The sequence below is a fragment of the Streptomyces sp. NPDC003393 genome, from assembly GCF_053589015.1.
This window is the reverse complement of the sequence record NZ_JBSFRB010000031.1, coordinates 77505-101396: the sequence shown is the minus strand read 5'-3', so window position 1 is coordinate 101396 and position 23892 is coordinate 77505. Positions and strand designations below refer to the sequence as shown.

Annotated in this window: 20 protein-coding genes and 3 pseudogenes; 10 read left to right on the top strand and 13 right to left on the bottom strand. The window is 71.8% G+C overall.

What is annotated here, in order from left to right:
• A partial coding sequence (locus ACWDUZ_RS26510) for a glycoside hydrolase family 6 protein (RefSeq protein WP_451634313.1) occupies window positions 1–276 on the top strand: 276 nt, incomplete at its 5' end.
• Window positions 277–340: 64 nt separating this feature from the next.
• Here the strand turns inward: ACWDUZ_RS26510 and ACWDUZ_RS26505 are convergent.
• Window positions 341–1111, bottom strand: coding sequence for a phytanoyl-CoA dioxygenase family protein (locus ACWDUZ_RS26505; RefSeq protein WP_451634312.1), 771 nt, complete (start codon window positions 1109–1111; stop codon window positions 341–343).
• Window positions 1112–1236: 125 nt separating this feature from the next.
• On the opposite strand from ACWDUZ_RS26505, the gene ACWDUZ_RS26500 reads away from it, so the two are divergent.
• Together ACWDUZ_RS26500 and ACWDUZ_RS26495 are read left to right on the top strand one after the other, a co-directional pair.
• Entirely contained in the window at window positions 1237–2193 is a 957-nt protein-coding gene (locus ACWDUZ_RS26500) for a class I SAM-dependent methyltransferase (protein ID WP_451634311.1), read from the top strand.
• A gap of 119 nt (window positions 2194–2312) precedes the next feature.
• Entirely contained in the window at window positions 2313–3014 is a 702-nt protein-coding gene (locus ACWDUZ_RS26495) for an SDR family oxidoreductase (protein WP_451634310.1), read from the top strand.
• Window positions 3015–3080: 66 nt separating this feature from the next.
• Here the strand turns inward: ACWDUZ_RS26495 and ACWDUZ_RS26490 are convergent.
• From ACWDUZ_RS26490 to ACWDUZ_RS26475, 4 genes and pseudogenes are all read right to left on the bottom strand, one after another.
• A pseudogene (locus tag ACWDUZ_RS26490) lies at window positions 3081–3378 on the bottom strand (glycoside hydrolase family 75 protein); the annotation flags it as partial.
• 65 nt (window positions 3379–3443) lie between these two features.
• Window positions 3444–4280, bottom strand: a complete 837-nt coding sequence (locus ACWDUZ_RS26485; RefSeq protein WP_451634309.1) for an aldo/keto reductase — start codon at window positions 4278–4280, stop codon at window positions 3444–3446.
• 99 nt (window positions 4281–4379) lie between these two features.
• Window positions 4380–6206, bottom strand: a complete 1827-nt coding sequence (locus ACWDUZ_RS26480; RefSeq protein ID WP_451634308.1) for an AMP-dependent synthetase/ligase — start codon at window positions 6204–6206, stop codon at window positions 4380–4382.
• Window positions 6207–6596: 390 nt separating this feature from the next.
• Window positions 6597–7460 carry a LysR substrate-binding domain-containing protein gene (locus tag ACWDUZ_RS26475; RefSeq protein WP_451634307.1) on the bottom strand — a complete coding sequence of 288 codons (864 nt, stop codon included), beginning with the start codon at window positions 7458–7460 and terminating at the stop codon, window positions 6597–6599.
• 187 nt (window positions 7461–7647) lie between these two features.
• Between ACWDUZ_RS26475 and ACWDUZ_RS26470 the strand changes: the two genes are divergently transcribed.
• Window positions 7648–8715 carry a bile acid:sodium symporter family protein gene (locus ACWDUZ_RS26470; protein WP_451634306.1) on the top strand — a complete coding sequence of 356 codons (1068 nt, stop codon included), beginning with the start codon at window positions 7648–7650 and terminating at the stop codon, window positions 8713–8715.
• Window positions 8716–8920: 205 nt separating this feature from the next.
• Here ACWDUZ_RS26470 and ACWDUZ_RS26465 read toward each other — a convergent pair.
• Window positions 8921–9067, bottom strand: a pseudogene (locus tag ACWDUZ_RS26465) (zinc-binding dehydrogenase); the annotation flags it as partial.
• Here ACWDUZ_RS26465 and ACWDUZ_RS26460 point away from each other — a divergent pair.
• Window positions 9061–9441 (top strand): annotated as a pseudogene (locus tag ACWDUZ_RS26460) (MarR family winged helix-turn-helix transcriptional regulator); the annotation flags it as partial. The pseudogenes ACWDUZ_RS26465 and ACWDUZ_RS26460 overlap by 7 nt on opposite strands.
• 36 nt (window positions 9442–9477) lie before the next feature.
• Here the strand turns inward: ACWDUZ_RS26460 and fdhD are convergent.
• The 5 genes from fdhD to ACWDUZ_RS26435 are packed head-to-tail and all read right to left on the bottom strand — an operon-like array spanning window position 9478 to window position 15930.
• Window positions 9478–10305, bottom strand: a complete 828-nt coding sequence (gene fdhD / locus ACWDUZ_RS26455; protein ID WP_451634305.1) for a formate dehydrogenase accessory sulfurtransferase FdhD — start codon at window positions 10303–10305, stop codon at window positions 9478–9480.
• Between the two features lie 7 nt (window positions 10306–10312).
• Window positions 10313–11173 (bottom strand): 2Fe-2S iron-sulfur cluster-binding protein, encoded by an 861-nt coding sequence (locus tag ACWDUZ_RS26450; protein ID WP_451634304.1) that lies wholly within the window; start codon window positions 11171–11173, stop codon window positions 10313–10315.
• Entirely contained in the window at window positions 11170–13002 is a 1833-nt protein-coding gene (locus tag ACWDUZ_RS26445) for an NAD(P)H-dependent oxidoreductase subunit E (protein WP_451634303.1), read from the bottom strand. The genes ACWDUZ_RS26450 and ACWDUZ_RS26445 overlap by 4 nt, the downstream gene beginning before the upstream one ends.
• Before the next feature lie 19 nt (window positions 13003–13021).
• Window positions 13022–14962 (bottom strand): molybdopterin oxidoreductase family protein, encoded by a 1941-nt coding sequence (locus tag ACWDUZ_RS26440; RefSeq protein WP_451634302.1) that lies wholly within the window; start codon window positions 14960–14962, stop codon window positions 13022–13024.
• The gene (locus ACWDUZ_RS26435; protein WP_451634301.1) at window positions 14959–15930 is read right to left on the bottom strand and encodes a 2-dehydropantoate 2-reductase; all 972 of its coding nucleotides are present in this window, start codon (window positions 15928–15930) and stop codon (window positions 14959–14961) included. Before ACWDUZ_RS26435 ends, ACWDUZ_RS26440 begins: the two co-directional genes overlap by 4 nt.
• 219 nt (window positions 15931–16149) lie before the next feature.
• Here ACWDUZ_RS26435 and ACWDUZ_RS26430 point away from each other — a divergent pair, with 219 nt between their 5' ends.
• The 5 genes from ACWDUZ_RS26430 (at window position 16150) to ACWDUZ_RS26410 (ending at window position 20884) form a co-directional block, all read left to right on the top strand.
• Complete coding sequence (locus tag ACWDUZ_RS26430; protein WP_451634300.1) at window positions 16150–17490, top strand: OFA family MFS transporter; 1341 nt, start codon at window positions 16150–16152, stop codon at window positions 17488–17490.
• Window positions 17459–17602 carry an MFS transporter small subunit gene (locus ACWDUZ_RS26425; protein WP_451634299.1) on the top strand — a complete coding sequence of 48 codons (144 nt, stop codon included), beginning with the start codon at window positions 17459–17461 and terminating at the stop codon, window positions 17600–17602. Before ACWDUZ_RS26430 ends, ACWDUZ_RS26425 begins: the two co-directional genes overlap by 32 nt.
• A gap of 143 nt (window positions 17603–17745) precedes the next feature.
• Window positions 17746–18693, top strand: a complete 948-nt coding sequence (locus ACWDUZ_RS26420) for a beta-ketoacyl-ACP synthase III (protein ID WP_451634298.1) — start codon at window positions 17746–17748, stop codon at window positions 18691–18693.
• A gap of 136 nt (window positions 18694–18829) precedes the next feature.
• Window positions 18830–19507, top strand: a complete 678-nt coding sequence (locus tag ACWDUZ_RS26415; protein ID WP_451634297.1) for a GntR family transcriptional regulator — start codon at window positions 18830–18832, stop codon at window positions 19505–19507.
• A gap of 195 nt (window positions 19508–19702) precedes the next feature.
• Window positions 19703–20884, top strand: a complete 1182-nt coding sequence (locus ACWDUZ_RS26410) for an ROK family protein (RefSeq protein WP_451634317.1) — start codon at window positions 19703–19705, stop codon at window positions 20882–20884.
• A gap of 76 nt (window positions 20885–20960) precedes the next feature.
• On the opposite strand, the gene ACWDUZ_RS26405 is transcribed toward ACWDUZ_RS26410, so the two are convergent.
• Window positions 20961–22382 (bottom strand): OFA family MFS transporter, encoded by a 1422-nt coding sequence (locus ACWDUZ_RS26405; protein ID WP_451634296.1) that lies wholly within the window; start codon window positions 22380–22382, stop codon window positions 20961–20963.
• A 1-nt stretch (window position 22383) separates the two neighbouring features.
• Window positions 22384–23748, bottom strand: coding sequence for an MFS transporter (locus ACWDUZ_RS26400; RefSeq protein WP_451634295.1), 1365 nt, complete (start codon window positions 23746–23748; stop codon window positions 22384–22386).
• Window positions 23749–23892 lie beyond the last annotated feature (144 nt).

The following is a 23892-nucleotide window of genomic DNA, read 5'->3' as shown; positions in this document are numbered from 1 at the left end:
GGCGCGGGCCTGGGCGAACGGCCCACCGCGGCCCCCGCCGCCGGGATCGACGCCTACGTGTGGGTCAAGCCCCCGGGCGAGTCCGACGGAGCCAGCCAGGCCGTCGACAACGACGAGGGCAAGAGCTTCGACCGCATGTGCGACCCCACGTACGAGGGCAACGCACGCAACGGCAACAACCCCACGGGCGCGCTGCCGAACGCACCACTGGCCGGCCACTGGTTCTCCGCCCAGTTCCAGCAGCTGCTCCAGAACGCCTACCCACCGCTGTCGTGAGCCTCGGCGCGTAGGTGATCCGCCGGGGCCGGCCCGGGGTCGGACCCGTTCCTCTCCTCCCCGGTCACCTCTCCCGGGTCAGGCCCCGGCGGATCGAGAACTCCACGGCCGAGTAGTTCCCGTCCGGCCGGTCCAGTTCGAGCGGCACCACCGGGTGCAGCGGCGGCTGTGCCATGAAACGGGGCCGCGTGCCGTGATGCGGCTGGGCGGCGTGCACCAGGAAGGGGTGACACAGGTAGACGTCACCGGGACGTCCGGTGGCATGGGCGAGCGGGCGGTGTGCCGAGGCCTCGATCAGCTTGGGGGCGATCCTGAGCCCGGACACGCCCGCTTCGCCGTACGGTTCGAGCAGCGGGGGCACGTCCAGGTGCGATCCGGCCCGGATGCGGGTCGGGGCGTCCTCCTCGTTCACTTCCGAGAACAGGAACAGCATCAGCAGCGCCCGGTCCCGGGAGCGCAGATTGGTGTAGTACCACTCGGCGCCCTCGGGGAGATAGCTGCCCTCGATGTGCCAGCCGGCGTCGTCCGGCTCCTCGCTGTGCGGGAAGCGCAGCGGGAAGGAGCCCAGCGAGTACCGCGGTTCCCAGCGGCCCTCGCCCACGAGCAGATCGAACGCCTCGTGCAGTGCCGGACTGTTGGCGGCGGCCGCGAACGGACCCTGCGCCATGCCGCCCACCCAGACCACGGGATCCTTCCAGGTGCCGGGATCCTGCGGGTCGTAGCCCGTCTCCTGCCACAGCAGCCGCGCGCAGTCCTCCGCGACACGCGGCGGGAAGGCGCTCTCGATCTTCACGAAGCCGTCCTGGAGAAAGCGCTCCACCATCGTGTCGTCCATGGGCCCATCGTGGTGCGGCACCCGGAGGAAACGCACCTGTTTTTTTGCCGACCCGGCAACGGATCTGGCCCGGCCCCGGCACGTCGGCGCAGGCTGGCCCCCACCGAGAGGAGAGGCTGACGACCATGGCGGACAACCACGCGGACCACGCCGGTACGCACCACCCGGGCGCGCACGGCCACGGCGCGCACGACCACGGCCACCGGGGACATCAGGGCCAGGGACATCACCACGGTGACACGGACATCGACTGGGCCGTGATGGCGCCGCTGCTGGAGGCGCAGGCGGAACTGTTCACCCCCCTGTACACGCAGGTCATGGCCTGGCTGGGCACTCAGGCGACCGGGTCCGGCCTGATCGTCGACGCCGGCAGCGGGCCGGGAGTGGTGTCCGGCCTGTTCGCCGAGGCCTTCCCGGGCGCCCGGGTCGCCGCGGTGGACGGCTCCGGGCCGCTGCTCGAGCGCGCCCGCGCCCGCGCCGAACACCTCGGCTTCACCGACCGCTTCACCACCGTCACCGGTGAACTGCCCGACGCCCTGGCCGAACTCGCTTACCCGGCCGACCTGCTGTGGGCCAGCAACAGCCTGCACCACCTGGGCGACCAGCGCGCCGCGCTGGCCGCGTTCGCCGAGCATCTGGCGCCCGGCGGCACCCTCGCCCTGCTGGAGGGCGGGCTGCCGGCCCGCTTCCTGCCCCGGGACATCGGCATCGGCCGTCCCGGCCTCCAGGCCCGTCTGGACGCGGTCGAGGCGGACTGGTTCACCCGGATGCGGGAGGACCTCCCGGGTTCGGTCGCCGAGACCGAGGACTGGCCGGCGCTGCTGGCCGCCGCCGGCCTGAAGCCCGCCGGCACCCGCAGCTTCCTGCTGGACCTGCCCGCCCCGGTCTCCGAACCGGCCCGTGCCTACGTCGCCGCATCCCTGGGCCGGCTGCGCGAGGGGCTGGCGGAGGACCTGACCGCGGCGGACCGCGCCACCTTGGACCGGCTCCTCGACCCCGAGGACGAGGCGAGCGTGCACCGCAGGAAGGACGTGTTCGTCCTCAAGGCGCACACCGTCCACACGGCGGTCCGCACCGGCTGACGCGGACTCCCGGAGCGGGTCCGCCCGGACGGCTCGCGGTCATCGCTTGACTTGGAGCGGGCTCGAAGTGGTGAACTCCCGCTGTCTTCGAATTCTTCCGACGAGCAGGGGGCTACACCATGACCGACTCTCCGGTCGCGCTCATCACCGGCGGCGGCAGCGGCATCGGCGCGGCGACCGCCCGGCGGCTGCTGGACGCCGGGCACCGGGTGGCCGTCACCGGGCGGGGCGAGGAGCGGCTGCGCGGTTTCGCCCGTGAGCTCGGCGATCCGGACGGGCTGCTGACGATCGCCGGCAGCACCGCCGAGTACGACGAGGTCCGCTCGGCGGTCGAGCGGACGCTCAGGGAGTTCGGACGGCTGGACACGGTCGTCGCCAACGCGGGCTTCGCGACCCATGACACGGTCGCCGAGGGCGACCCGGCCGACTGGGCGGAGATGGTGCTCACCAACGTCCTCGGGCCGGCCCTGCTCGTCCGTGCCTCCATCGACGCCCTGAAGGCGAGCCGCGGCCGGATCGTGCTGGTGGGCAGCGTGGCCGGCTTCGTGAACACGCCCGGCAACCTCTACGGGGCGACCAAGTGGGCGGTCACCGGACTCGCCGAGAACACCCGGCGCCAGGTGACCCAGTGGGGCGTGGGCGTCACCCTGATCGCACCCGGCCGGGTGGAGACCGCGTTCTGGGACGGTCTGGGCGCCCTGCCGGAGGGCGGACTGCTGACCGCCGACCAGATCGCCGACTCGGTGGTGTGGGCGATCCGGCAACCGGAGGGCGTGGACGTCAACACCGTCGTCGTGCGGCCGATCGGCCAGCCCAACTGACGCCCCCGCAGCGTGGACGGGGCCCGGTGCCGTGTGCGTGGCGGCACCGGGCCCGTCCCTTCAAGCTCAGTTGTCCCGCACGAACTGCTTCGCCGGCTGCTCGCCCCAGCGCGACCGCCGCGCTGTGGCTCTCGACGGGGGAGCACTGGGAGTCCTTGAAGAGGATGTACGGCACGCCGGAGTCGGCGCCGACCGTCGCCGGGTCGGGGTCGATGCCGAGGGCCTTCGCGGTGGCGTGGGACGCCTCGCCGATGATCTTCCAGGGGCCGGTGTCGCCGACGACGGCGTACTCGACCTTGTCGTCGTGGACGACGGCCACCACGCCGCCGCCCTTGATTCCGGAGCTCGCGTAGTTCCAGATGGTGCGGGCGCCGCGCCCGCCGACGCCCTCCCGGCGAGCGGTCGGGGACGGCGCCGCCGTGCTGTCCGTCAGCCCATGTCGAACGTCGCCGGGTCAGGGCCCAGCCGGCGGTCCTCGTTCAGGGCGCTGATCGCCGCGAGGTCCTCCTCGTCCAGGCTGAAGCCGAAGACGTCGATGTTCTCCCGGATCCGGGCGGGCGTCACCGACTTCGGGATCGCGATGTTGCCGAGCTGGATGTGCCAGCGCAGCACGACCTGGGCCGGGGTGCGGTTGTGCTTCTGGGCGATCGCCACGATCGCCGGCACCTCCAGCAGGCCCTTGCCCTGACCGAGCGGCGACCACGCCTCGGTCGCGATGCCCTGCTCCGCGTGGAAGGCGCGGGAGGCGTGCTGCTGCAGGTGCGGGTGCAGCTCGATCTGGTTGACCGCCGGGATCACCGAGGTCTCGGCGATCAGGTGCTCCAGGTGCTCCGGAAGGAAGTTCGAGACACCGATCGCGCGGACGCGGCCGTCGGCGAGCAGCTTCTCGAACGCCTTGTAGCTGTCGGCGTAGCGGCCCCTGGACGGCAGCGGCCAGTGGATCAGGTACAGGTCCAGGTACTCGAGGCCGAGCTTGGCCAGCGACGCGTCGAAGGCGCGCAGCGTGGCGTCGTAGCCGTGGTCGCTGTTCCAGAGCTTGGTGGTGACGAAGAGCTCCTCGCGGGGGACGTCGGAGGCGGCGATGGCCCTGCCGGTGCCCTCCTCGTTGCCGTAGATCGCCGCTGTGTCGATGCTGCGGTACCCGGACTCCAGGGCGGTGGCGACCGCGCGCTCCGCCTCGGCGTCCGGCACCTGCCAGACGCCGAAGCCGAGCTGGGGCATCTCGACGCCGTTGTTGAGGATGATCGGGGGGACCTTGCTGCTCACGAGCCTATGATCCTTCGGTTGTCGTAGGTCTTGCCTCACATCGTCAACGATCACGAGCCATGACGCATTCCTTACCGGCCGATCCCCTCGACCCGGCCCTCAACCCTGGTACAGCGCCTCCACCTCGTTCGCGTACGCGTTCTCGATGGCCTTGCGCTTCAGCTTCAGCGACGGGGTCAGCAGCCCGTGCTCCTCGGTGAAGGGCTGGGCGAGGATGCGGAAGGTGCGGATGGACTCGGCCTGGGAGACCAGGGTGTTGGCGGCGACCACCGCGCGCCGCACCTCGGTCTCCAGGTCCGGGTCGTGCACCAGCCGGGCCGGGGACATCTGCGGTTTGCCGCGCATCTGGAGCCAGTGCTCGACCGCCTCGTGGTCGAGGGTGACCAGGGCGGCGACGTAGGGGCGGTCGTTGCCGACGACGATGCACTGGGAGACCAGCGGATGGTCGCGCACCCGCTCCTCCAGCACGCCCGGCGCCACGCTCTTGCCCCCGGAGGTCACCAGGATCTCCTTCTTGCGGCCGGTGATGGTCAGGTAGCCGTCCTCGTCGAGGGAGCCGAGGTCGCCGGTGGCCAGCCAGCCGTCGTGCAGGGTCCCGTCGGTGGCCTTCTGGTTGTTGAGGTAGCCCTGGAAGACGTTGCCGCCGTTCAGCCACACCTCCCCGTCGTCGGCGATGTGCACGGTGACGCCCGGGATGGGTTGTCCGACGGTGCCGTACCGGGTGCGCTCGGGCGGGTTGGCGGTGGCCGCCGCCGTGGACTCGGTCAGGCCGTACCCCTCGTAGATCTGCACGCCCGCGCCCGCGAAGAACAGGCCGAGCCGGCGGTCCATCCCCGAGCCGCCGGACATCGCGTTGCGGATCCGGCCGCCCATCGCCGCGCGCACCTTGGAGTACACGAGCTTGTCGAAGAGCTGGTGCTGCATGCGCAGCCCCGCCGACGGTCCGGGGCCGATGCCCCAGGCCTTGGCCTCGACCGCGTCGGCGTACTTCACCGCGATGTCGACGGCCTTCCCGAAGGGCCCGTCCCGGCCCTCCTTCTCGGCCTTGCGGCGGGCCGCGTTGAACACCTTCTCGAAGATGTACGGCACCGCGAGGATGAACGTCGGTCTGAACGCCTGGAGATCGGGCAGCAGGGCGGCGGCGTTCATCTGCGGCTGGTGGCCCAGGCGGACCTTGCCGCGGATCGTGGCCACCTCCACCATCCGGCCGAAGACGTGCGCCAGCGGCAGGAACAGCAGCGTCGACGCCTCGTCGCCCTTCTTGGAGTGGAACACCGGCTCCCAGCGCCCGATGACCGTGTCCGCCTCGTACATGAAGTTGCCGTGGGTGAGGACACAGCCCTTGGGGCGGCCGGTGGTGCCGGAGGTGTAGATGACGGTGGCGATCGACTCCGGGGTGACCGCCTCCCGGTGCCGGTGCACCACCTCGTCGTCGATGGAGGCGCCGGCGTCGTACAGCTCCTGGAGGGCACCCGTGTCCAGCTGCCACAGCCGGCGCATCTGCGGGAGCCGGTCGATGACCGTGGCGATGGTCATCGCGTGGTCTTCGTGCTCCACGATCGCGGCCGACACCTCGGCGTCGTACAGCATCCAGAAGCACTGCTCGGCCGAGGAGGTGGGGTAGATCGGCACCACCTGGGCGCCGATGGTCCACAGCGCGAAGTCGAACAGGGTCCACTCGTAGCGGGTGCGGGACATGATGGCGACCCGGTCGCCGAAGCGGACACCTTGGGCGAGCAGGCCCTTGGCGAGGGCGAGGATCTCGTCGCGGAACTCCGCGGCGGTCACGTCCCGCCACACCCCGCTCTCGTCCTTGCGGCCGAGAGCGATGTGCCGCGGGTCGTCCTGAGCATGCTGGAACACGGCGTCGGCCAGGCCGCCCACCGGCGGCGCCGACGTCGACGGAGGGCTGGTGAACTCGCGCAAACCCGCTCCCGCTCCTCGGTCTCCGGTGTTCCGGCGGGCGCTCCGGCCCTTCCGGTCCACCTGTGACGCTCCGCACAGCGCGGTGAAAGCTACCCCACGGGGCGGCGGCGCGGGAGGGGGGTCAAAAGCGAGCAGTGCTCACAACCGCACAGGTCAGCGCCAGAAAATGCGCTCACATGGGGAAGGGTCGGACAGAATCCTTACGGTTCAGTAAGTTTCGGTGGCGTAATCTCCACCGAATCTGTACGACCCTCTGACAGCCCCGCGCCCGGCCGGCCACGCCCGTCCGACGCCCCACGGACCGTTGCACAGCCTTCCCCCCGGACAGCGTGCGCACACCCGGTTCCGTCACCGCATGCGCGTCGCGCCGCATAGGGCGGTCTGCGGCGGTCAGCGCCGGTGCAGCCGCTCGCCGCCGGTGAGGATGGCCTGCGCCAGCGCGTCGGCCGCCTGCTGGGCGGAGGGCCGGTGGCGGCCGTGGACCAGGACGAAGTCGACCTGTCCGAGTTCCGGCAGCCCGGCCCGCTCCGGGACCCGCACCAGACCCGGCGGGATGAGGCCGCGCGAGTGGGCCATCACGCCCAGCCCCGCGCGCGCGGCGGCGATCAGACCGTTCAGGCTGCCGCTGGTGCACGCGATGCGCCACGGCCGCCCCTGCCGCTGGAGGGCCTCGAAGGCGAGCGCCCGGGTGATCCCCGGCGGAGGGTAGACGATCAGCGGCACCGGACGGTCCGGGTCCAGGCGCAGCCGCTCCGCGCCGATCCACACCAGCCGGTCGTGCCACACCGGCTCGCCGCGCGGGTCCTGCGGGCGTCGCTTGGCCAGCACCAGGTCCAATTCTCCGGCGGCCAACTGCTCGTGCAGCGTGCCCGACAGCTCCACCGTCAGCTCCAGATCGACCTCCGGATGCCGATGGCGGAAGCCCTCCAGGATCTCCGGCAGCCGGGTCAGCACGAAGTCCTCCGACGCGCCGAACCTGAGCCGGCCGCGCACCCGGGTGCCGCCGAAGAACGCCGTCGCCTGCTCGTGCACCTCGAGGATCCGCCGCGCGAAGCCCAGCATGGCCTCACCGTCCTCGGTCAGCTCCACCGAGTGCGTGTCCCGGGTGAACAGCGGCCGCCCGGTGGCGTCCTCCAGACGGCGTACGTGCTGGCTGACCGTCGACTGGCGCAGGCCGAGCCGCCGCGCGGCCCCGGTGAAGCTCAGCGTCTGGGCCACCGCGAGGAAGGTGCGCAACTGTGCGGGGTCGTACATACGTCCAGACTAGTCTCTTCTCATCACGAAAAGCGATCGCAGTCAGAGCGGTATACCGGATTCCCGATCGCCGCTCGGAGGAGCACGATGGAGCGGGGACCCGTCGGTCCCGCGACGGACGGACGCGAACGGGTGTGACAGGCGCCCATGGGCGTGCGGCAACGTCCGGGGGGCACCCGCACCGTCGATGAGCACGAGCAAGTGGAGCACAGTGAAACGCCTGCGTTGGCCGAGCCGGCTGCCGATCGACCCCTACATCGTGCTGCTGCTCGGGACGGTCGGTCTCGCGGCGCTCGTGCCGGCCCGCGGGGGCGCCGCCCACGTGGTCTCCGGCGCGTCGACGGGTGCGATCGCCTTTCTGTTCTTCCTCTACGGTGCCCGCCTGTCCACCCGCGAGGCGCTGGACGGACTGAAGCACTGGCGGCTCCACGTCACCGTGCTGGCCTGCACCTTCGTGGTTTTTCCGCTGCTCGGCCTGGCCGCCCGCGGACTGGTCCCGGTGCTGCTGACCCAGCCGCTCTACCAGGGCCTGCTCTTCCTCACGCTCGTGCCGTCGACCATCCAGTCGTCGATCGCCTTCACCTCCATCGCCCGCGGCAACGTGCCCGCGGCGATCTGCGCCGGCTCCTTCTCCTCCCTCGTCGGGATCGTCCTCACCCCGCTGCTCGCCGCCGCGTTCCTGGGCAGCAGCGCGGGCGGCCTCTCCGGGCACTCGCTGGTCACGATCGTGCTGCAACTGCTGGTGCCGTTCGTCGCCGGGCAGGTGCTGCGCCCCTGGATCGGCCCCTTCGTCGCCCGGCACAAGAAGGTCCTCGGACTCGTCGACCGCGGCTCGATCCTCCTCGTCGTCTACACCGCGTTCAGCGAGGGCATGGTGCGCGGCATCTGGCACCAGATCAGCGCCGTACGGCTGGGCGGGCTGCTCGCGGTGGAGGCCGTGGTGCTCGCCGTGATGCTGACCCTGAGCTGGTACGGCGCCAAGGCGCTGCGCTTCGGCCGGGAGGACCGCATCGCCATCCAGTTCGCCGGCTCGAAGAAGTCCCTGGCCTCCGGACTGCCCATGGCGAGTGTGCTGTTCGGCGCCCACGCCTCGCTGGCCGTGCTGCCGCTGATGCTCTTCCACCAGATGCAGCTCATGGTCTGCGCGGTGATCGCCAAGCGTCGTGCGCACGACCTCGAGACACGGCGGGAGCCCGCCGCCGAGGCGCCCACGGCCGCGCGTACCGCGGTCGGCACGGGGCTCAGCGGCCGCTGACGCCGGGCCGGCTCCGGGAGACCGGACCGGTTCCGCTCCGGCCGACTCCCGGCGGGATCAGCTTGCCCCGACTTCCGGCCGGCAGTTCACGCCGACTTCCAGCCGGATCGGTTCACGCCGGGTCCCGCGCGGACAAGTCCGCGTCGGCACACGCCCGGATCTTCGCATCGACACACACCGGATCGGGGTGACGGGTCCATCCGGATCACGGCCGCAGCACCACCTTGCCCAGGTTGACGCGCGACTCGATCGCCCCGTGCGCCCGCCCCGCGTCCTCCAGCGCGAACCCGCCGTGCACGCGGGGCCGCAGCAGCCCCCGCCCGAACAGCCGCCACAGCTCCTGCCGCCACCGCCCGCGGCCGGGCCCTGGTCGCCGAGGCGCTGGCCGCCGAGGACATGAAGATGTGGCACCACGTGGTGCTCTCCGCCGTCCGCGATCTCGCCCCGGTCGCCCAGGCCGACCTGGGCGGCGGCGTCGGCCTCGACCCCAAGGACCTGGTCGGCGTCCTCAACGACCTCCAGTCCGCGGGCCTCGTCCTGCGCGAGCCCGACCTGAGGGACCGGCGCAAGAACGCGGTGTCCCTCACCGACGCGGGCGCCCGGCTGCTGACCCGCTGCGAGAAGGCGGCCCGCGAGGCCAACGACGAGCTCCTCGCCCCGCTGTCACCCTCCGAACGCGACCGGTTCATGGCCCTGCTGATCCGCATCTCGGGCACGGAGGCCTGACGGACGCGCCCCCGGGGTGACGTCGATCGAGCAGGGTCAGACGACGACACGCTCCGAGCCCGCGTACACGTTCATCGAACTGCCCCGCAGGAACCCCACCAGCGTCAGCCCCGCCTCCGTGGCCAGGTCCACGGCCAAGGACGAGGGTGCCGAGACCGCCGCGAGCACCGGTATGCCCGCCATCACCGCCTTCTGCGCCAGCTCGAAGGAGGCCCGCCCGGACACCATCAGGATCGTCCGGGACAGCGGCAGGTCGCCCTTCTGCAGGGCGCGGCCGACCAGCTTGTCGACCGCGTTGTGCCGGCCCACGTCTTCCCTCGTGTCCAGCAGTTCGCCGTCCTCGGAGAACAGCGCCGCCGCGTGCAGCCCGCCGGTGCGGTCGAAGACCCGCTGGGCCGCGCGCAGCCGTTCCGGAAGCGTCGACAGCAGTTCGGGCGCGATCCGGACCGGGGGAGTGTCGGCGATCGGCCAGCGGGCCGTCGTACGCACGGCGTCCAGACTGGCCTTGCCGCACAGGCCGCAGGAGGAGGTGGTGTAGACGTTGCGTTCCAGGGTGATGTCGGGGAGGGCGACGCCGGGGGCGGTCTTGACGTCCACCACGTTGTACGTGTTCGAGCCGTCCACGGTCGCGCCCGCGCAGTAGACGATGTTCAGCAGGTCCGAGGCCGCGCCCAGCACGCCCTCGCTGACCAGGAAGCCGGCGGCCAGCGCGAAGTCGTCGCCCGGCGTGCGCATGGTGATGGCGAGCGGCTTGCCGTTCAGCCGGATCTCCAGGGGTTCCTCGGCGACGAGTGTGTCCGGCCGGGTGGACACCGCACCGTCCCGGATGCGGATGACCTTGCGTCGTTCCGTCACTCGTCCCATGTCCTGATCAGCCCCGGTTCTGTACGTGCTGGTAGCCGAAACGGCCCTTGATGCAGAGGTTGCCATGGGTCACCGGGTTGTCGTGCGGCGAGGTGACCTTGACGATCTCGTTGTCCTGGACGTGCAGCGTGAGGTTGCAGCCCACGCCGCAGTAGGCGCACACCGTCGTCGTCTCGGTCTGCGCCGACTCGTCCCACGTACCCGCCCGGCGCATCTCGAACTCCGTGCGGAAGGACAACGCCCCGGTGGGGCACACCTCGACGCAGTTGCCGCAGTACACACAGGCCGAGTCGGTCAGCGGCGCGTCCTGCTCCACGGCGATCCGGGCGTCGAAGCCGCGGCCCGCGACCGAGATCGCGAAGGTGTTCTGCCACTGGTCCCCGCACGCGTCGACGCACTTGTAGCACAGGATGCACTTGTCGTAGTCGCGCACGTAGAGCTCGTTGTCGATCCTGGGCTGCTCGTTCAGCCGGGCCGCGTCCGGTCCGAAGCGGTCGGGTTTCGCCTCGTACTCCTTGAGCCACTCGGCGGCCCGTGGCGTCGTCGACAGGTCGACGGAGGAGGCGAGCAGTTCCAGGACGACCTTGCGGCTGTGCCGGGCACGCTCGCTGTCGGTGTGGACCTCCATGCCCGCCTCCGCCTTGCGCGAGCACGCCGGGACCAGGGTGCGCGAGCCCTCGACCTCGACCACGCAGACCCGGCAGGCGTTCTTCGGTGTGAGCGTGTCGCCTTGGCACAGGGTCGGCACGTCCTTCCCGGCCGCCCGGCAGGCGTCCAGGATCGTCGCGCCTTCGGGGACCCTGACCTCCTGCCCGTCGAGGGTGAACTCCAGCAGCCGGCGCGGGATTCCGAGCGAAGTGACGGTCATGCGTACGCCCCCAGACGGTCGATGGCGGATTCCACGGCGTTCCACGCGGTCTGCCCCAGACCGCAGATCGAGGCGTCCCGCATCGCACGGCCGACCTCTCGCAGCAGCGCGATGTCGTCGCCGGCCGCCGCGCCGGTGCGCTCCAGAAGGCGGTTCAGCGCCTCCTCCTGCCGTACGGTCCCCACCCGGCAGGGCACGCACTGGCCGCACGACTCCTCCCGGAAGAACCGGGCGATGCGCAGCAGCAGCCGGGGGAGCGGCACGGTGTCGTCGAAGGCCATGACGACCCCGGAGCCCAGCGTGGTGTTCGCGGCGCGGGTACCCTCGAAGGTGAGGGGGACGTCCAGCTCGTCCGGGCGGACGAAGCCGCCCGCCGCGCCGCCCAGCAGTACGGCGCGCAGTCCCTCCGGTGGCCCGGCCAGCTCCAGCAGCTCACCGAGCGTGGCGCCGAACGGCAGTTCGTAGACGCCCGGCCGGTCGACAGCGCCGGAGACGCAGAAGAGTTTCGGACCCGTGGAGCGGTCGGTGCCGATCGCGGCGTACGCCTGCGCGCCCATGGTGAGGATCGGCAGGACGTTGACCAGGGTCTCGACGTTGTTCGCCACCGTCGGCTTGCCGAACAGGCCCTTCTCCACGGGGAACGGCGGCTTCGAGCGCGGCTCGCCCCGGTGGCCCTCGATGGAGTTGAACAGCGCGGTCTCCTCGCCGCAGATGTACGCGCCCGCCCCGCGCCGGATCTCGATGTCGAAGGCGTACCCCTGGCCGAGGACGTCCTCGCCGAGCAGGCCGCGGGCGCGGGCCTGGGAGATGGCGTGCTCCATGCGGCGCAGCGCTCTGGGGTACTCGCCGCGCAGGTAGAGGTAGCCCCGGTGGGCGCCGGTCGCGTAGCCCGCGATGGTCATGGACTCGACGAGCGCGAAGGGGTCGCCCTCCATGAGGACGCGGTCCTTGAAGGTGCCGGGCTCGGATTCGTCGGCGTTGCAGACCAGGTAGTGGGGCTGGTCCGGTTGGGAGGCCGTGGCCTGCCACTTGCGGCCGGTGGGGAAGGCGGCGCCGCCGCGGCCCAGGAGGCCGGAGTCGGTGATCTCCCGGATGACGGCGGCGGGGCCCAGCTCGAAGGCCCGGCGCAGAGCGGTGTAGCCGCCGTGCGCCCGGTAGTCGTCGAGGCTCGCCGGGTCCACCACGCCCACCCGGCCGAGCAGCAGCAGCCCGTCCTGCCCGGCCTGCGGCACGGCGAGCGCGGCCGGCGGCTCCTCGGGCGCGGCGTCGGGTGCGGTCGCCGCGAGGACGGCCGCCTCGGCGGTGGCGGATGCCGACACGGCCGTACGCACCGGGTCGCCCGCCCGGACCGCCAGCGCGGCCGGGGCCCGCTCGCACAGGCCCAGGCAGGGACTGCGTTCGACGCTCACGCCGCTGCCCGGGCCGAGACGCGCCTGCACGCCCGCGCACAACTCCTCCGCGCCGGCTGCCGCGCACGCCAGGTCCGTGCACACGTGCAGCACGGTCGCCGGCCGGGGCCTGACGGAGAACATGGCGTAGAAGGTGGCGACGCCGTAGGCCTCTGCCGGTGGCACGGTCAGCCGCCGGCACAGGTAGTCCAGGGCACCGTCGCTGATCCAGCCGATCCGGTCGTTGATCGCGTGCAGCCCCGGCAGCAGCAGGTCGCGCCGTTCCCGGGCCTCGCGTCCGCCGCGGGCCCACCTCAGGTCGGCGGCCGTCATCTCGTCGCGGGCGGCGCCTTCCCAGGACGACTCGGGCGGGCCGAGCAGCGCGTCGACCGCCGCGCGTTCCTCGTCGGTCGGCTTGCTGTCGCCGAAGTGCAGATCCACGCCGGTCACCTCAATCGGGTCAGAGTCGGGTCAGCGGGGGAACCTCGGTGGCGACCGGCAGTTTCTCGATCCGGATCGCCGACGCCTTGAACTCCGCGGTGCCGGCGATCGGGCAGTTCGCCTCGATCGTCAGCTGGTTGGTGTCCACCTCGTCGGGGAAGTGGAACGTCATGAAGGCCAGGCCGGGCCGCAGCGCCGGGTCGACCCACACCGGCGCGGTCACCGCGCCGCGCCGCGAGGTCACCCGCACCTCCTCGCCGACCACGACGCCGTAGTGCTCCGCGTCCTCCGGGGACAGCTCGACGTATTCGCCGCGGCGCAGCGGAGAGGCGAAACCACCGCTCTGCACCCCGGTGTTGTACGAGTCCAGCCGACGCCCGGTGGTCAGCCGGATCGGGTACTCCTCGTCGGTGAGGTCGACCGGCGGATCGTGCTGGACGATGCCGAACGGCGCCGGCCTTCCCCTCCGCACGGGCTCCGCCTCCCACAGCCGGCCGTGCAGATAGCTCGGCTCGAGGCCCTCGGTGCTCGGGCACGGCCACTGGATGCCCTGGTGCTCCTCGAGCCGCTCGTAGGTCATCCCGTAGTGGTCCGGCGACAGGGACCGCAGCTCGTTCCAGACGGCCTCGGCGCCGGCGTACTTCCAGTCGTGCCCGAGCCGCGCCGCCAGGTCGCAGAGGATGTCGATGTCCTCGCGGGCCTCGCCGGGCGGGGTGACGGCCCGGCGCACCCGTTGCACGCGGCGCTCACTGCTGGTGGTGGTGCCCTCCGTCTCCGCCCATCCGGCGGTCGCGGGCAGTACCACGTCGGCGAGTTCCGCGGTCCTGGTGAGGAAGATGTCCTGCACCACGAGGAAGTCCAGGCCGCTCAGCCGGCGTACCGCCTGCTCGCTGTCGGCCTCCGACTGCGCCGGGTTCTCGCCGATGCAGTAGACGGCGCGCAGGGTGCCGTCCTCCATCGCCTCGAACATCTTCGTCAGGTTCAGCCCGTGGTGCGGGGCCAGTTCCGTGCCCCAGGCGGATTCGAACTTGTGCCGGATCCCGGGGTCGAGGATGTCCTGGAAGCCGGGCAGCCGGTCGGGGATGGCGCCCATGTCGCCGCCGCCCTGCACGTTGTTCTGGCCGCGCAGCGGCTGCAGCCCGGAGCCGTAGCGGCCGACATGGCCCGTGAGCAGCGACAGGTTGATCAGCGCGCGGACGTTGTCGGTGCCGTTGTGGTGCTCGGTGATGCCCAGCGTCCAGCACAGCTGCGCGCGTTCGGCGCGGGCGTAGGCGTGGGCCAGCTCCCGGATGGCGCGGGCCGGTACACCGGTGACCTTCTCGGCCAGCGACAAGGTCCACGGCTCCACCAGCGCCCGGTACTCGGCGAAGCCGGTCGTCGCCCGGTCCACGAACGCCTCGTTGACCAGCCCCGCGTGGATGATCTCGCGGCCGATCGCGTGCGCCATCGCGATGTCGGTGCCCACGTTCAGGCCGAGCCAGCTCTCCGCCCACTCGGCGGTGGAGGTGCGGCGCGGATCGACCGCGTACATCCGTGCGCCGTTGTGGATGCCCTTGAGCACGTGCTGGAAGAAGATGGGGTGCGCGAAGCGGGCGTTGGAGCCCCACATCACGATGACGTCGGTGTGCTCGACCTCCTCGTAGGAGGAGGTGCCGCCGCCGGAGCCGAACGCGGCCGACAGGCCGGCGACGCTCGGCGCGTGGCAGGTGCGGTTGCAGGAGTCGACGTTGTGGGTGCCCATGACCACGCGGGCGAACTTCTGCGCCACGTAGTTCATCTCGTTGGTCGCGCGGGAGCAGGAGAACATGCCGAACGTGCCCCGGTTGCGTTCCAGGCCGCGCGCGACCCGGTCCAGGGCCTCGTCCCAGCTCGCCCGCCGGAACGGCTCGTCCCGGGAGTCCCGCACCAGGGGGTGGGTGAGCCGGGTGTACGTCTTGGGGGTCCGGTCGCGTTTCCTCATGCGGCGCTCCTCAGCGCGAGCAGGTCCGAGATGGCGTGCACGGTGCGCAGGGTGGGCACCTCGACGCCGGTGATCTCCGCCAACTCGACGACGGCGGCGAGCAGGACGTCGAGTTCGAGCGGTTTGCCGCGCTCCAGGTCCTGGAGCGTGGAGGTGCGGTGGTCGCCGACGCGCTCGGCGCCGGCCAGGCGCCTCTCGACGGAGACGCCGACCGTGCAACCGAGGGCCTCGGCGACGGCGAGCGTCTCGCGCATCATGGTCTCGATGACCCGGCGGGTGCCGCCGTGCAGACACATCTGGCGCATGGTCGCGCGGGCCAGCGCACTGATCGGGTTGAAGGAGATGTTGCCGAGCAGCTTGACCCAGATGTCGTCCCTGAGGTGCGGTTCGACCGGGCACTTCAGGCCCCCGGCCCGCATGGCCTCGCTGAACCGGGTGCAGCGCGCCGAGACGCTGCGGTCGGGCTCGCCGATGGAGAACCGGGTGCCTTCCAGATGGCGTACGACCCCCGGCGCCTCGAGTTCGGTGGCCGCGTAGACGACGCATCCGACGGCCCGTTCCGGCGCGAGCACCGCACTGACCGTGCCGCCGGGGTCGACGCTCTCGAGGCGGTGGCCGTCGTAGGGGCCGCCGTGCCGGTGGAAGTACCACCAGGGGATGCCGTTCTGGGCGGCGACGACCGCCGTGGTGTCGTGCAGCAGCGGCTCGATCAGCGGCCCGCACGCCGCGTACGAGTTGGCCTTCAGGCCGAGGAAGACGTAGTCGACCGGGCCGACCTCGGACGGGTCGTCGGTGGCGTGGGCGTGGGCGCTGAAATCGCCGCGCGGGCTGCGCACGCGTACTCCGTACTGCCTCATGGCCGCCAGATGCGGTCCACGGGCGATGAGGTGCACGTCGGCGCCCGCGCGGTGGAGCGCGGCGCCGACGTAGGCGCCGATCGCACCGGCGCCGAGGACTGCGACTTTCACTGGACGCTCCGTTCGGTTTGAGGGATACCGCGGAGGTGGTGAGGAGGGGCGGCTGCCGGAGGGCGGCCGCATGGTGTCGACGAAATATTGTCTACAGTATGGGAGTGGTGGCGGCAAGGGTGCGCGCACCGACCGTTCGGCGCATGCTGCATACCGCTCACCGCATACAGACGACGCGCGGCCTTCTCAACCCGTGTGCCGCTTTCTACGGTCCGGCACATGAATCCGCCGCTCGCACCTCCGGGATGGAGCCGCTGGCTGGTCCCGCCCGCCGCGCTCTCCGTCCACCTCGCCATCGGCCAGGCCTACGCCTGGAGCGTCTTCAAGCCACCTCTGGAATCCGCCCTGGGCCTCAACGGCACCGAGAGCGCGCTGCCCTTCCAGCTCGCCATCGTCATGCTGGGCCTGTCCGCCGCGTTCGGCGGCACGCTCGTCGAACGCAAGGGGCCGCGCTGGGCCATGACCGTGGCCCTGGTCTGCTTCTCCTCCGGCTTCCTGATCTCCGCCCTCGGGGCACAGACGAAGCAGTACTGGCTGATCGTCCTCGGCTACGGCTTCGTCGGAGGGATCGGCCTCGGCATCGGCTACATCTCGCCGGTCTCCACCCTGATCAAATGGTTCCCCGACCGGCCGGGCATGGCCACGGGCATCGCCATCATGGGCTTCGGCGGCGGAGCACTCATCGCGTCGCCGTGGTCGGCGCAGATGCTGGAGTCCTTCGGCGCCGACCACTCCGGGATCGCCCTGGCGTTCCTCGTCCACGGTCTGTCGTACGCGGTCTTCATGTCGCTGGGTGTTCTGTTGGTGCGGGTGCCACGTACCGAACGGCACGAACAACCCACGGCCCAAGGACCCGGCGCCCTCACCGGGGTGCAGGTCTCGGCCCGCAGCGCCGTGCGCACGCCGCAGTTCTGGTGCCTGTGGATCGTCCTCTGCATGAACGTGACCGCCGGCATCGGCATCCTCGAGAAGGCCGCCCCGATGATCACGGACTTCTTCGCGGACACCTCCACCCCGGTCTCCGCCTCCGCCGCGGCGGGCTTCGTCGCGCTGCTGTCGGCGGCCAACATGGCGGGTCGCATCGGCTGGTCGACCACTTCCGACCTGATCGGCCGGAAGAACATCTACCGCGTCTACCTCGGCGTCGGCGCGCTGCTGTACCTGCTGATCGTCTTGTTCGGCGACACCTCGAAACCGCTGTTCGTCCTGTGCGCCCTCGTGATCATCTCCTTCTACGGCGGAGGGTTCGCCACCGTGCCCGCGTACCTGAAGGACCTCTTCGGCACCCACGAGGTCGGCGCGATCCACGGCCGGCTGCTCACCGCCTGGTCCACCGCGGGCGTGCTCGGGCCGCTCATCGTCAACTGGATCGCCGACCACCAGGAGGCCGCCGGCAAGCACGGTTCCTCGTTGTACGGCCTGTCCTTCGGCGTCATGATCGCGCTGCTCGTCGTCGGCTTCGTCGCCAACGAACTGATCCGGCCCGTCCACGCCCGCCACCACCTCCCCACACCGAGAAAGGGCACCGATGCCGACGTCGCCGCACGACAGCAGTCATAACCCGCCCGCCCGGCGGCCCCTCGTCGCCTTCGCCTGGCTGTGGGTGGGGGCGCCGCTCGCCTACGGGTTGTACGAGCTCGTACACAAGGTGACGCAGTTGTTCACGGGGTGAGGCGGAGTGTCCGGTCGTCCGGGCCTCTGACGGAAGCCGACAAGCCGGGCGCCTGTTTCCTGTCGCCTCGCCTGCCGCTCTACCCGTGGATCAGTGATCAGACTGGGGGAGTCCGCCACCCACGGCAACGAGGGGGATTCCCGATGAACGGCTCACGCATCCGCGCCGTCGGCCACTACCAGCCCGCCCAGGTGCTGACCAACGACGACCTGGCGGCCCTGGTGGACACCAGCGACGCGTGGATCAGGAGCCGGGTGGGCATCCGGACCCGGCACATCGCCGCCCCGGACGAGCCGGTCGACGAACTCGCCGCGCACGCCGCCGCCAAGGCACTCGCGGCGGCGGGACTGGCTCCCGACGACATCGACCTGGTCCTGGTCGCCACCTCCACGGCCGTGGACCGCTCCCCGAACACCGCCGCGCGCGTCGCGGCCCGCCTCGGCATCCCGAGGCCGGCCGCGATGGACGTCAACGTCGTGTGCGCCGGCTTCACCCACGCCCTGGCCACCGCCGACCACACGGTGCGCGCGGGGGCCGCCACCCGCGCCCTGGTCATCGGCGCCGACAAGATGTCCGACGTGACCGACTGGAGCGACCGGACGACCTGTGTGCTCGTCGGCGACGGAGCGGGCGCCGCCGTGGTCGAGGCCTGCGCGCCGCGGGAGACCCCCGGCATCGGGCCCGTGCTGTGGGGTTCGATGCCCGAGATGGGGCACGCCGTACGGATCGAGGGCACGCCCCCGCGGTTCGCGCAGGAGGGGCAGAGCGTCTACCGGTGGGCCACCACGCAACTGCCGCCGCTGGCCCGGCAGACCTGCGAGCGGGCGGGAGTGGCGCCCGAGGACCTCGCGGGGGTCGTCCTGCACCAGGCCAACCTGCGCATCATCGAGCCGCTGGCGGAGAAGCTCGGTGCCACGGGCGCGGTGGTCGCCCGCGACGTCTCCGAGTCGGGCAACACCTCCGCGGCGAGCATCCCGATGGCCCTGTCCAAGCTGCTGGAACAGGGCGCGGTCGGCTCGGGCGACCCGGTGCTGCTGTTCGGCTTCGGCGGCAACCTCTCCTACGCGGGACAGGTCGTGCGCTGTCCGTGAGCGGCGCGCGGGCCCCCGGGCCCGGGCGTGAGTGACCGATTCCGCCTCTCCCTGGGCATTGTGCGCCGTAGACTGTAGACGAAAGACAATCAATACTGTCTGCCGGTGATCCGCTCGTTGCCGTGGAGGGACCGCGATGTTGTCGACAGGACTGCCGCAGGGGGCGGTGCCGAGACTCGAAAGGCCCGGGCCGCTGCGGGACCGCGTCTACGAGGCGCTGCTCGAACTCATCACCACCCGCGCCCTTCAGCCCGGCCAGCATCTGGTCGAGAGCGAACTCGCCGGACACCTCGGCGTCTCCCGGCAGCCGGTGCGGGAGGCGCTCCAGCGGCTGAACACCGAGGGGTGGGTCGATCTGCGGCCCGCGCAGGGCGCGTTCGTGCACGAGCCCACCGAGGAGGAGGCCGACCAGCTGCTGACGGTCCGTACGCTGCTGGAGGCGGAGGCCGCCCGGCTGGCCGCCGTCAACACGGACGAGGCCGGCGTCGCGGCCCTGGAGGAGCTGTGCGCCCGGGGCGAGCAGGCCGTCGCCGACGACGACGTGGACGCCGCCGTCGCCCTCAACGCCCGCTTCCACGCCACGATCATGGACCTGGCCGGCAACGCGGTCCTGGCCGAGCTGGCCGCACAGGTCGACCGCCGGGTGCGCTGGTACTACACACCGGTGGCCAGGCAGCGCGGCGGCCAGTCCTGGGTCGAGCACCGCGAGCTCATCGCGGCCGTCGCCGGTCACGACGAGCAGCGCGCCACCCGGCTGATGCGCGAACACACCGAGCACACCCGCAGGTCGTACCACCAGCGCGAGCAGTCCTGACCTCGCGCGCCCCACGGTGGCGAAGGCCCGCCGAGGACGACGGACGACCACCTCGCGCCGCTTTGTCCTTCCGAGGGCAAAAGGTGCGGTGATTAGCGCCACGACCGGTTCTCAGGCCCGCCGGTCACTGCTACGTTCGCCTCAAAACCCGGTGGATGGGCCGAATTGAGACAGGGAGGGGGGCACGTGAGACGCATGACGGCACGACCCGCCAACGCACACCAGGCGCGGCTGCTGAAGCTGTTGCGCGACTCGGGTCCCAACTCCCGCGCACAGCTCGGCGACCTGGTCGACCTGTCCCGGTCGAAACTGGCCGTGGAGGTCGACCGCCTCCTGGAGACCGGACTGGTCGTCGCCGACGGGCTCGCCGCCTCGCGCGGCGGCCGGCGCTCCCACAACGTCCGGCTCGCGCCCACCCTGCGCTTCCTGGGCGTCGACATCGGGGCCACCTCCGTCGACGTCGCGGTCACCAACGCCGAACTGGAGGTGCTGGGACACCTCAACCAGCCGATGGACGTGCGTGAAGGTCCCGTCGCCGTCTTCGAGCAGGTCCTGGCCATGGCCGCCAAGCTGCGGGCGAGCGGAGTCGCGGACGGCTTCGACGGCGCCGGCATCGGCGTCCCCGGGCCCGTCCGCTTCCCCGAGGGCGTCCCCGTCGCGCCGCCGATCATGCCCGGCTGGGACGGCTTCCCGGTGCGGGAGGCGCTCAGCCAGGACCTCGGCTGCCCGGTCATGGTCGACAACGACGTCAACCTCATGGCGATGGGCGAGCAGCACGCGGGTGTCGCCCGGACCGTGGACGACTTCCTCTGCGTCAAGATCGGCACCGGCATCGGCTGCGGCATCGTCGTCGGCGGCCAGGTCCACCGGGGGGCGACGGGCAGCGCCGGCGACATCGGGCACATCCAGGCCGTGCCCGACGGCCGCCCCTGCGCCTGCGGCAACCGGGGGTGCCTGGAGGCCCACTTCAGCGGCGCGGCGCTGGCCCGTGACGCGCAGGAGGCGGCCGCGCAGGGACTCTCGGCGGAACTCGCCTCCCGGCTGGAGGCGAACGGCGCCCTCACCGCCGTCGACGTCGCCGCCGCTGCCGCCGCGGGCGACGCCACCTCGCTCGACCTCATCAGGGACGGCGGAACCCGCACGGGTCAGGTCATCGCCGGACTCGTCTCCTTCTTCAACCCCGGCCTGGTGGTGATCGGAGGCGGCGTCACCGGCCTCGGACACACCCTGCTCGCCGCGATCCGCACCCAGGTCTACCGCCAGTCGCTGCCGCTGGCGACGGGCAACCTCCCCATCGTCCTCGGTGAGCTGGGACCGAGGGCCGGCGTGATCGGCGCGGCCCGGCTCATCAGCGACCACCTGTTCTCACCCGCGTGAGGCCGCGCCCGCCATGGCAGGGGGTGCCCTTCCCGCAGCGGCGGGAAGGGCACCCCCTGTGCCGTACCGGGCGTGCTCAGCCCGCCGTGGTCCGCGGTTCGGTGGCCGCGGAGGCCGCCGCGCCGTCCCGCTTCCCGCGGCCCGGCTGCCGCAGCAGCAGCGCCAGCGCCGCCGCCACCATGGATATCCCGCCGGCCAGCGCGTAGGCGCCGTTGTAGCCCCAGGCGCCCACCACCATCGAGCCGAGCCCGCCGCCGAACAGGCCGCTGACCAGCTTGCCGCTGTACACCAGCCCGTAGTTGGTGGCGTTGTAGTTCTCGCCGAAGTAGTCCGGGGTGAGCGCGGCGAACATCGGATAGAAGGCGCCGCCGCCGAAGCCGGAGAGGAAGGCGAAGAGCAGGAACAGCCACTCGCTCTTCATGTCACCGGCCCAGATGACGCCGAACTGGCTCAGGCCGAGCACCACGATGACGAAGATCAGGGCGTTCTTGCGGCCCCAGTGGTCCGACAGCCACCCGACCATGGCACGGCCGACACCGTTGATGACGGCCATGACACCCATCGAGGACGCGGCGACCAGCGGCCCGAAACCGACCTCCTTGGCGAAGTCGACCTGGAAGGAGATCCCGAAGATCGACACGCCACCGGTCATCACGACCGTGATCCACATCAGCGGGAGCATGCCGGTCCTGACCGCCTCCTTGGGCGTGAACTGCCGCACGGCGGGCGGGTTCTTGGCCAGGCTCGCCGCGCTCTTGTCGTTCCCGGAGTGCGACAGCGGGTCGACATGGGCGGGCCACCAGTTCTTGGGCGGGTCCTTGAAGAAGTAGGCACAGACCGCCACCACGATCAGCACGTACACGCCGATCAGGTCGAGCACCTCGTTGTAGTTCCCGGTGTTGAAGGCGTAGTTGAAGATGAAGATGAACGGCAGTGAGCCGTAGGCGAAACCGCCGTTGACGAAGCCGGTCTTCGCGCCGCGCCGCTCCGGGAACCACTTGCCGACCATGTTGATGCAGGTCGCGTAGATCAGCCCCGAGCCGAGACCGCCCACGACACCGAAGCCGAGGATGGCCACGATGACGTTGTCGATGTGGGACAGCGCCAGGAAACTGAGCAGGCACAGCACCGCACCCAGGTACACGGCACGGCGCGCCGTCAGGATGCCCCGCTCCCGCAGCCAGCCACACGGGAAGGCGACACCCGCCTGGAAGAACACCCAGACACTGAGGATCCAGAAGGTGTTGCTCTGCGTCCAGCCGTGCGCCTCGGACAGGGTGTCCTCGGCCGAACCGTAGGCGTACTCCGAGACACTGATGGCCATCATGGCCACCCATGGCAGCCACATCATCAACTTGCGTGAATGGCCGAGTATGTCGCGGTCCGTCTCGCCGACGCGGAAGACCCGCCCCCGGGAGTCGGTGACTTCGCGGTACGCGCCTTTCGTCGTGCCGGGATCGGCCGGCGTGTTCCTTGTTGCCATCGGATCAGCCGTCATGTCAGGCCATCTCCTCGCCGAGAGGGTGGGGATTGGGGACGACGCGCCGGGCGCTGAGCCTGCCCGGCGCCTTGAGGAACAGCGCCACTGCGGCGCAGGCGAGCCTGGTGCAGCCCGCCAGGAGGAACACGGCGTGCGGGTCCCGCGCGGCGTACGCGACGGCGCCCGTGCCGCAGGCGACGGCGACCGGCAGCAGCCAGGCGCCGGCGAGCAGTCCGTGGACGCTCGCGGTGTGGTTCTCACCGAAGTAGTCCGCGGCCAGCGCGCCCGTCAGCGCCGGTACCGCGACCCCGGCCGCGCCGGTGGCGGCGGCACAGCCGAGTAGGAGCACACCGCTGCCCGCGTCGGCCGAGACCGCGACGCCGAACTGCGCGGCGCCCAGCAGCAGACAGGCGGTGATCAGGACGGGGCGGCGCCCCCAGCGGTCCGACAGCGCCCCGGCCGCCGCCGCCGCGGCGCCACCCGCGACGGTCACCGCCCGCACCGTCCGGCCGCCCGGCCCGAACTCCCCGCCGTACACGGTGAGCAGGCACACGCCGAGCACGGTGACACCGGCCGCACCCAGCAGGCAGAGCCACATCAGCCACAGCGCCGGGGTGCGGGCGGCCTGACGGAGGGTGTGGTGACGCACGGCGGGCGGGTTCTTCTCCCGTGCGCGGCGGGCGCGGCGGTCCGCCGGCACGGACAGCGGATCGGGACACGGCGGCCACCAGTTGCGCGGCGGGTCCCGGAGGAACCGTCCGGCACCGGCCACCGCCAGGGCCGCCGCGGCGCCCGCGACCGCGAGCAGGACCCGCGGGTCGGCGCCGGCGACCGGGCGGAGGAGAAGCGGTACGGCCCCGAGGGCGAGCCCGCTCGCCACGACCGCCGTGGGGCCGCCCCTGCGTTCGGGCCACCAGGCGCCCGGCAGCGTCGGACAGGTCCCCAGGACCAGCCCGGCGCCCGCACCGGCGCACACCGCGAACCCCAGTCGGGCGGCGGTGACATCCGGGCCGAGGGCGAGCGCCAGGTACCCGGCCAGGGTGCCGAGCGCTCCCGCCGTCATGGCGGCGCGGGGCGGAAGCCGGCCGCTCTCCCGCAGCCGCCCGGCCGGCAGGACCACGGCCGCCTGGCACAGCGCCCACAGCCCGGCCGGCCACCCGAGGTCCCCGCCCCACCGGTGGGCGGCCCGGAGACCCGACTGAGCCGCGAGGAACGCGGAGGCGGCGCACCCGATGCCCGCCATGCCCACCCAGGGCAGGACGACCATCCACATCCGGCCACGGCCCAGCAGGTCGGCGTCGCTCTCGCCGACGCGGTACACACGGCCCCTGCGGTCACGCACCTCCCGGCAGACCGGGGAGGCGGGTGGATCGATGGTTTCCATCTCGCACAGCACCCCTTGCGTCGAAGGTTCTGGCCGGTCCCCCCCGTCCATTGCCTTGCGTGCGCGCACGGGTCCCGGGTGCGGCCGGCGCGCACCGCCGGCCGCACCCACGCTCGCTCAGCTCATCGACCGCCCCCCAGCAGC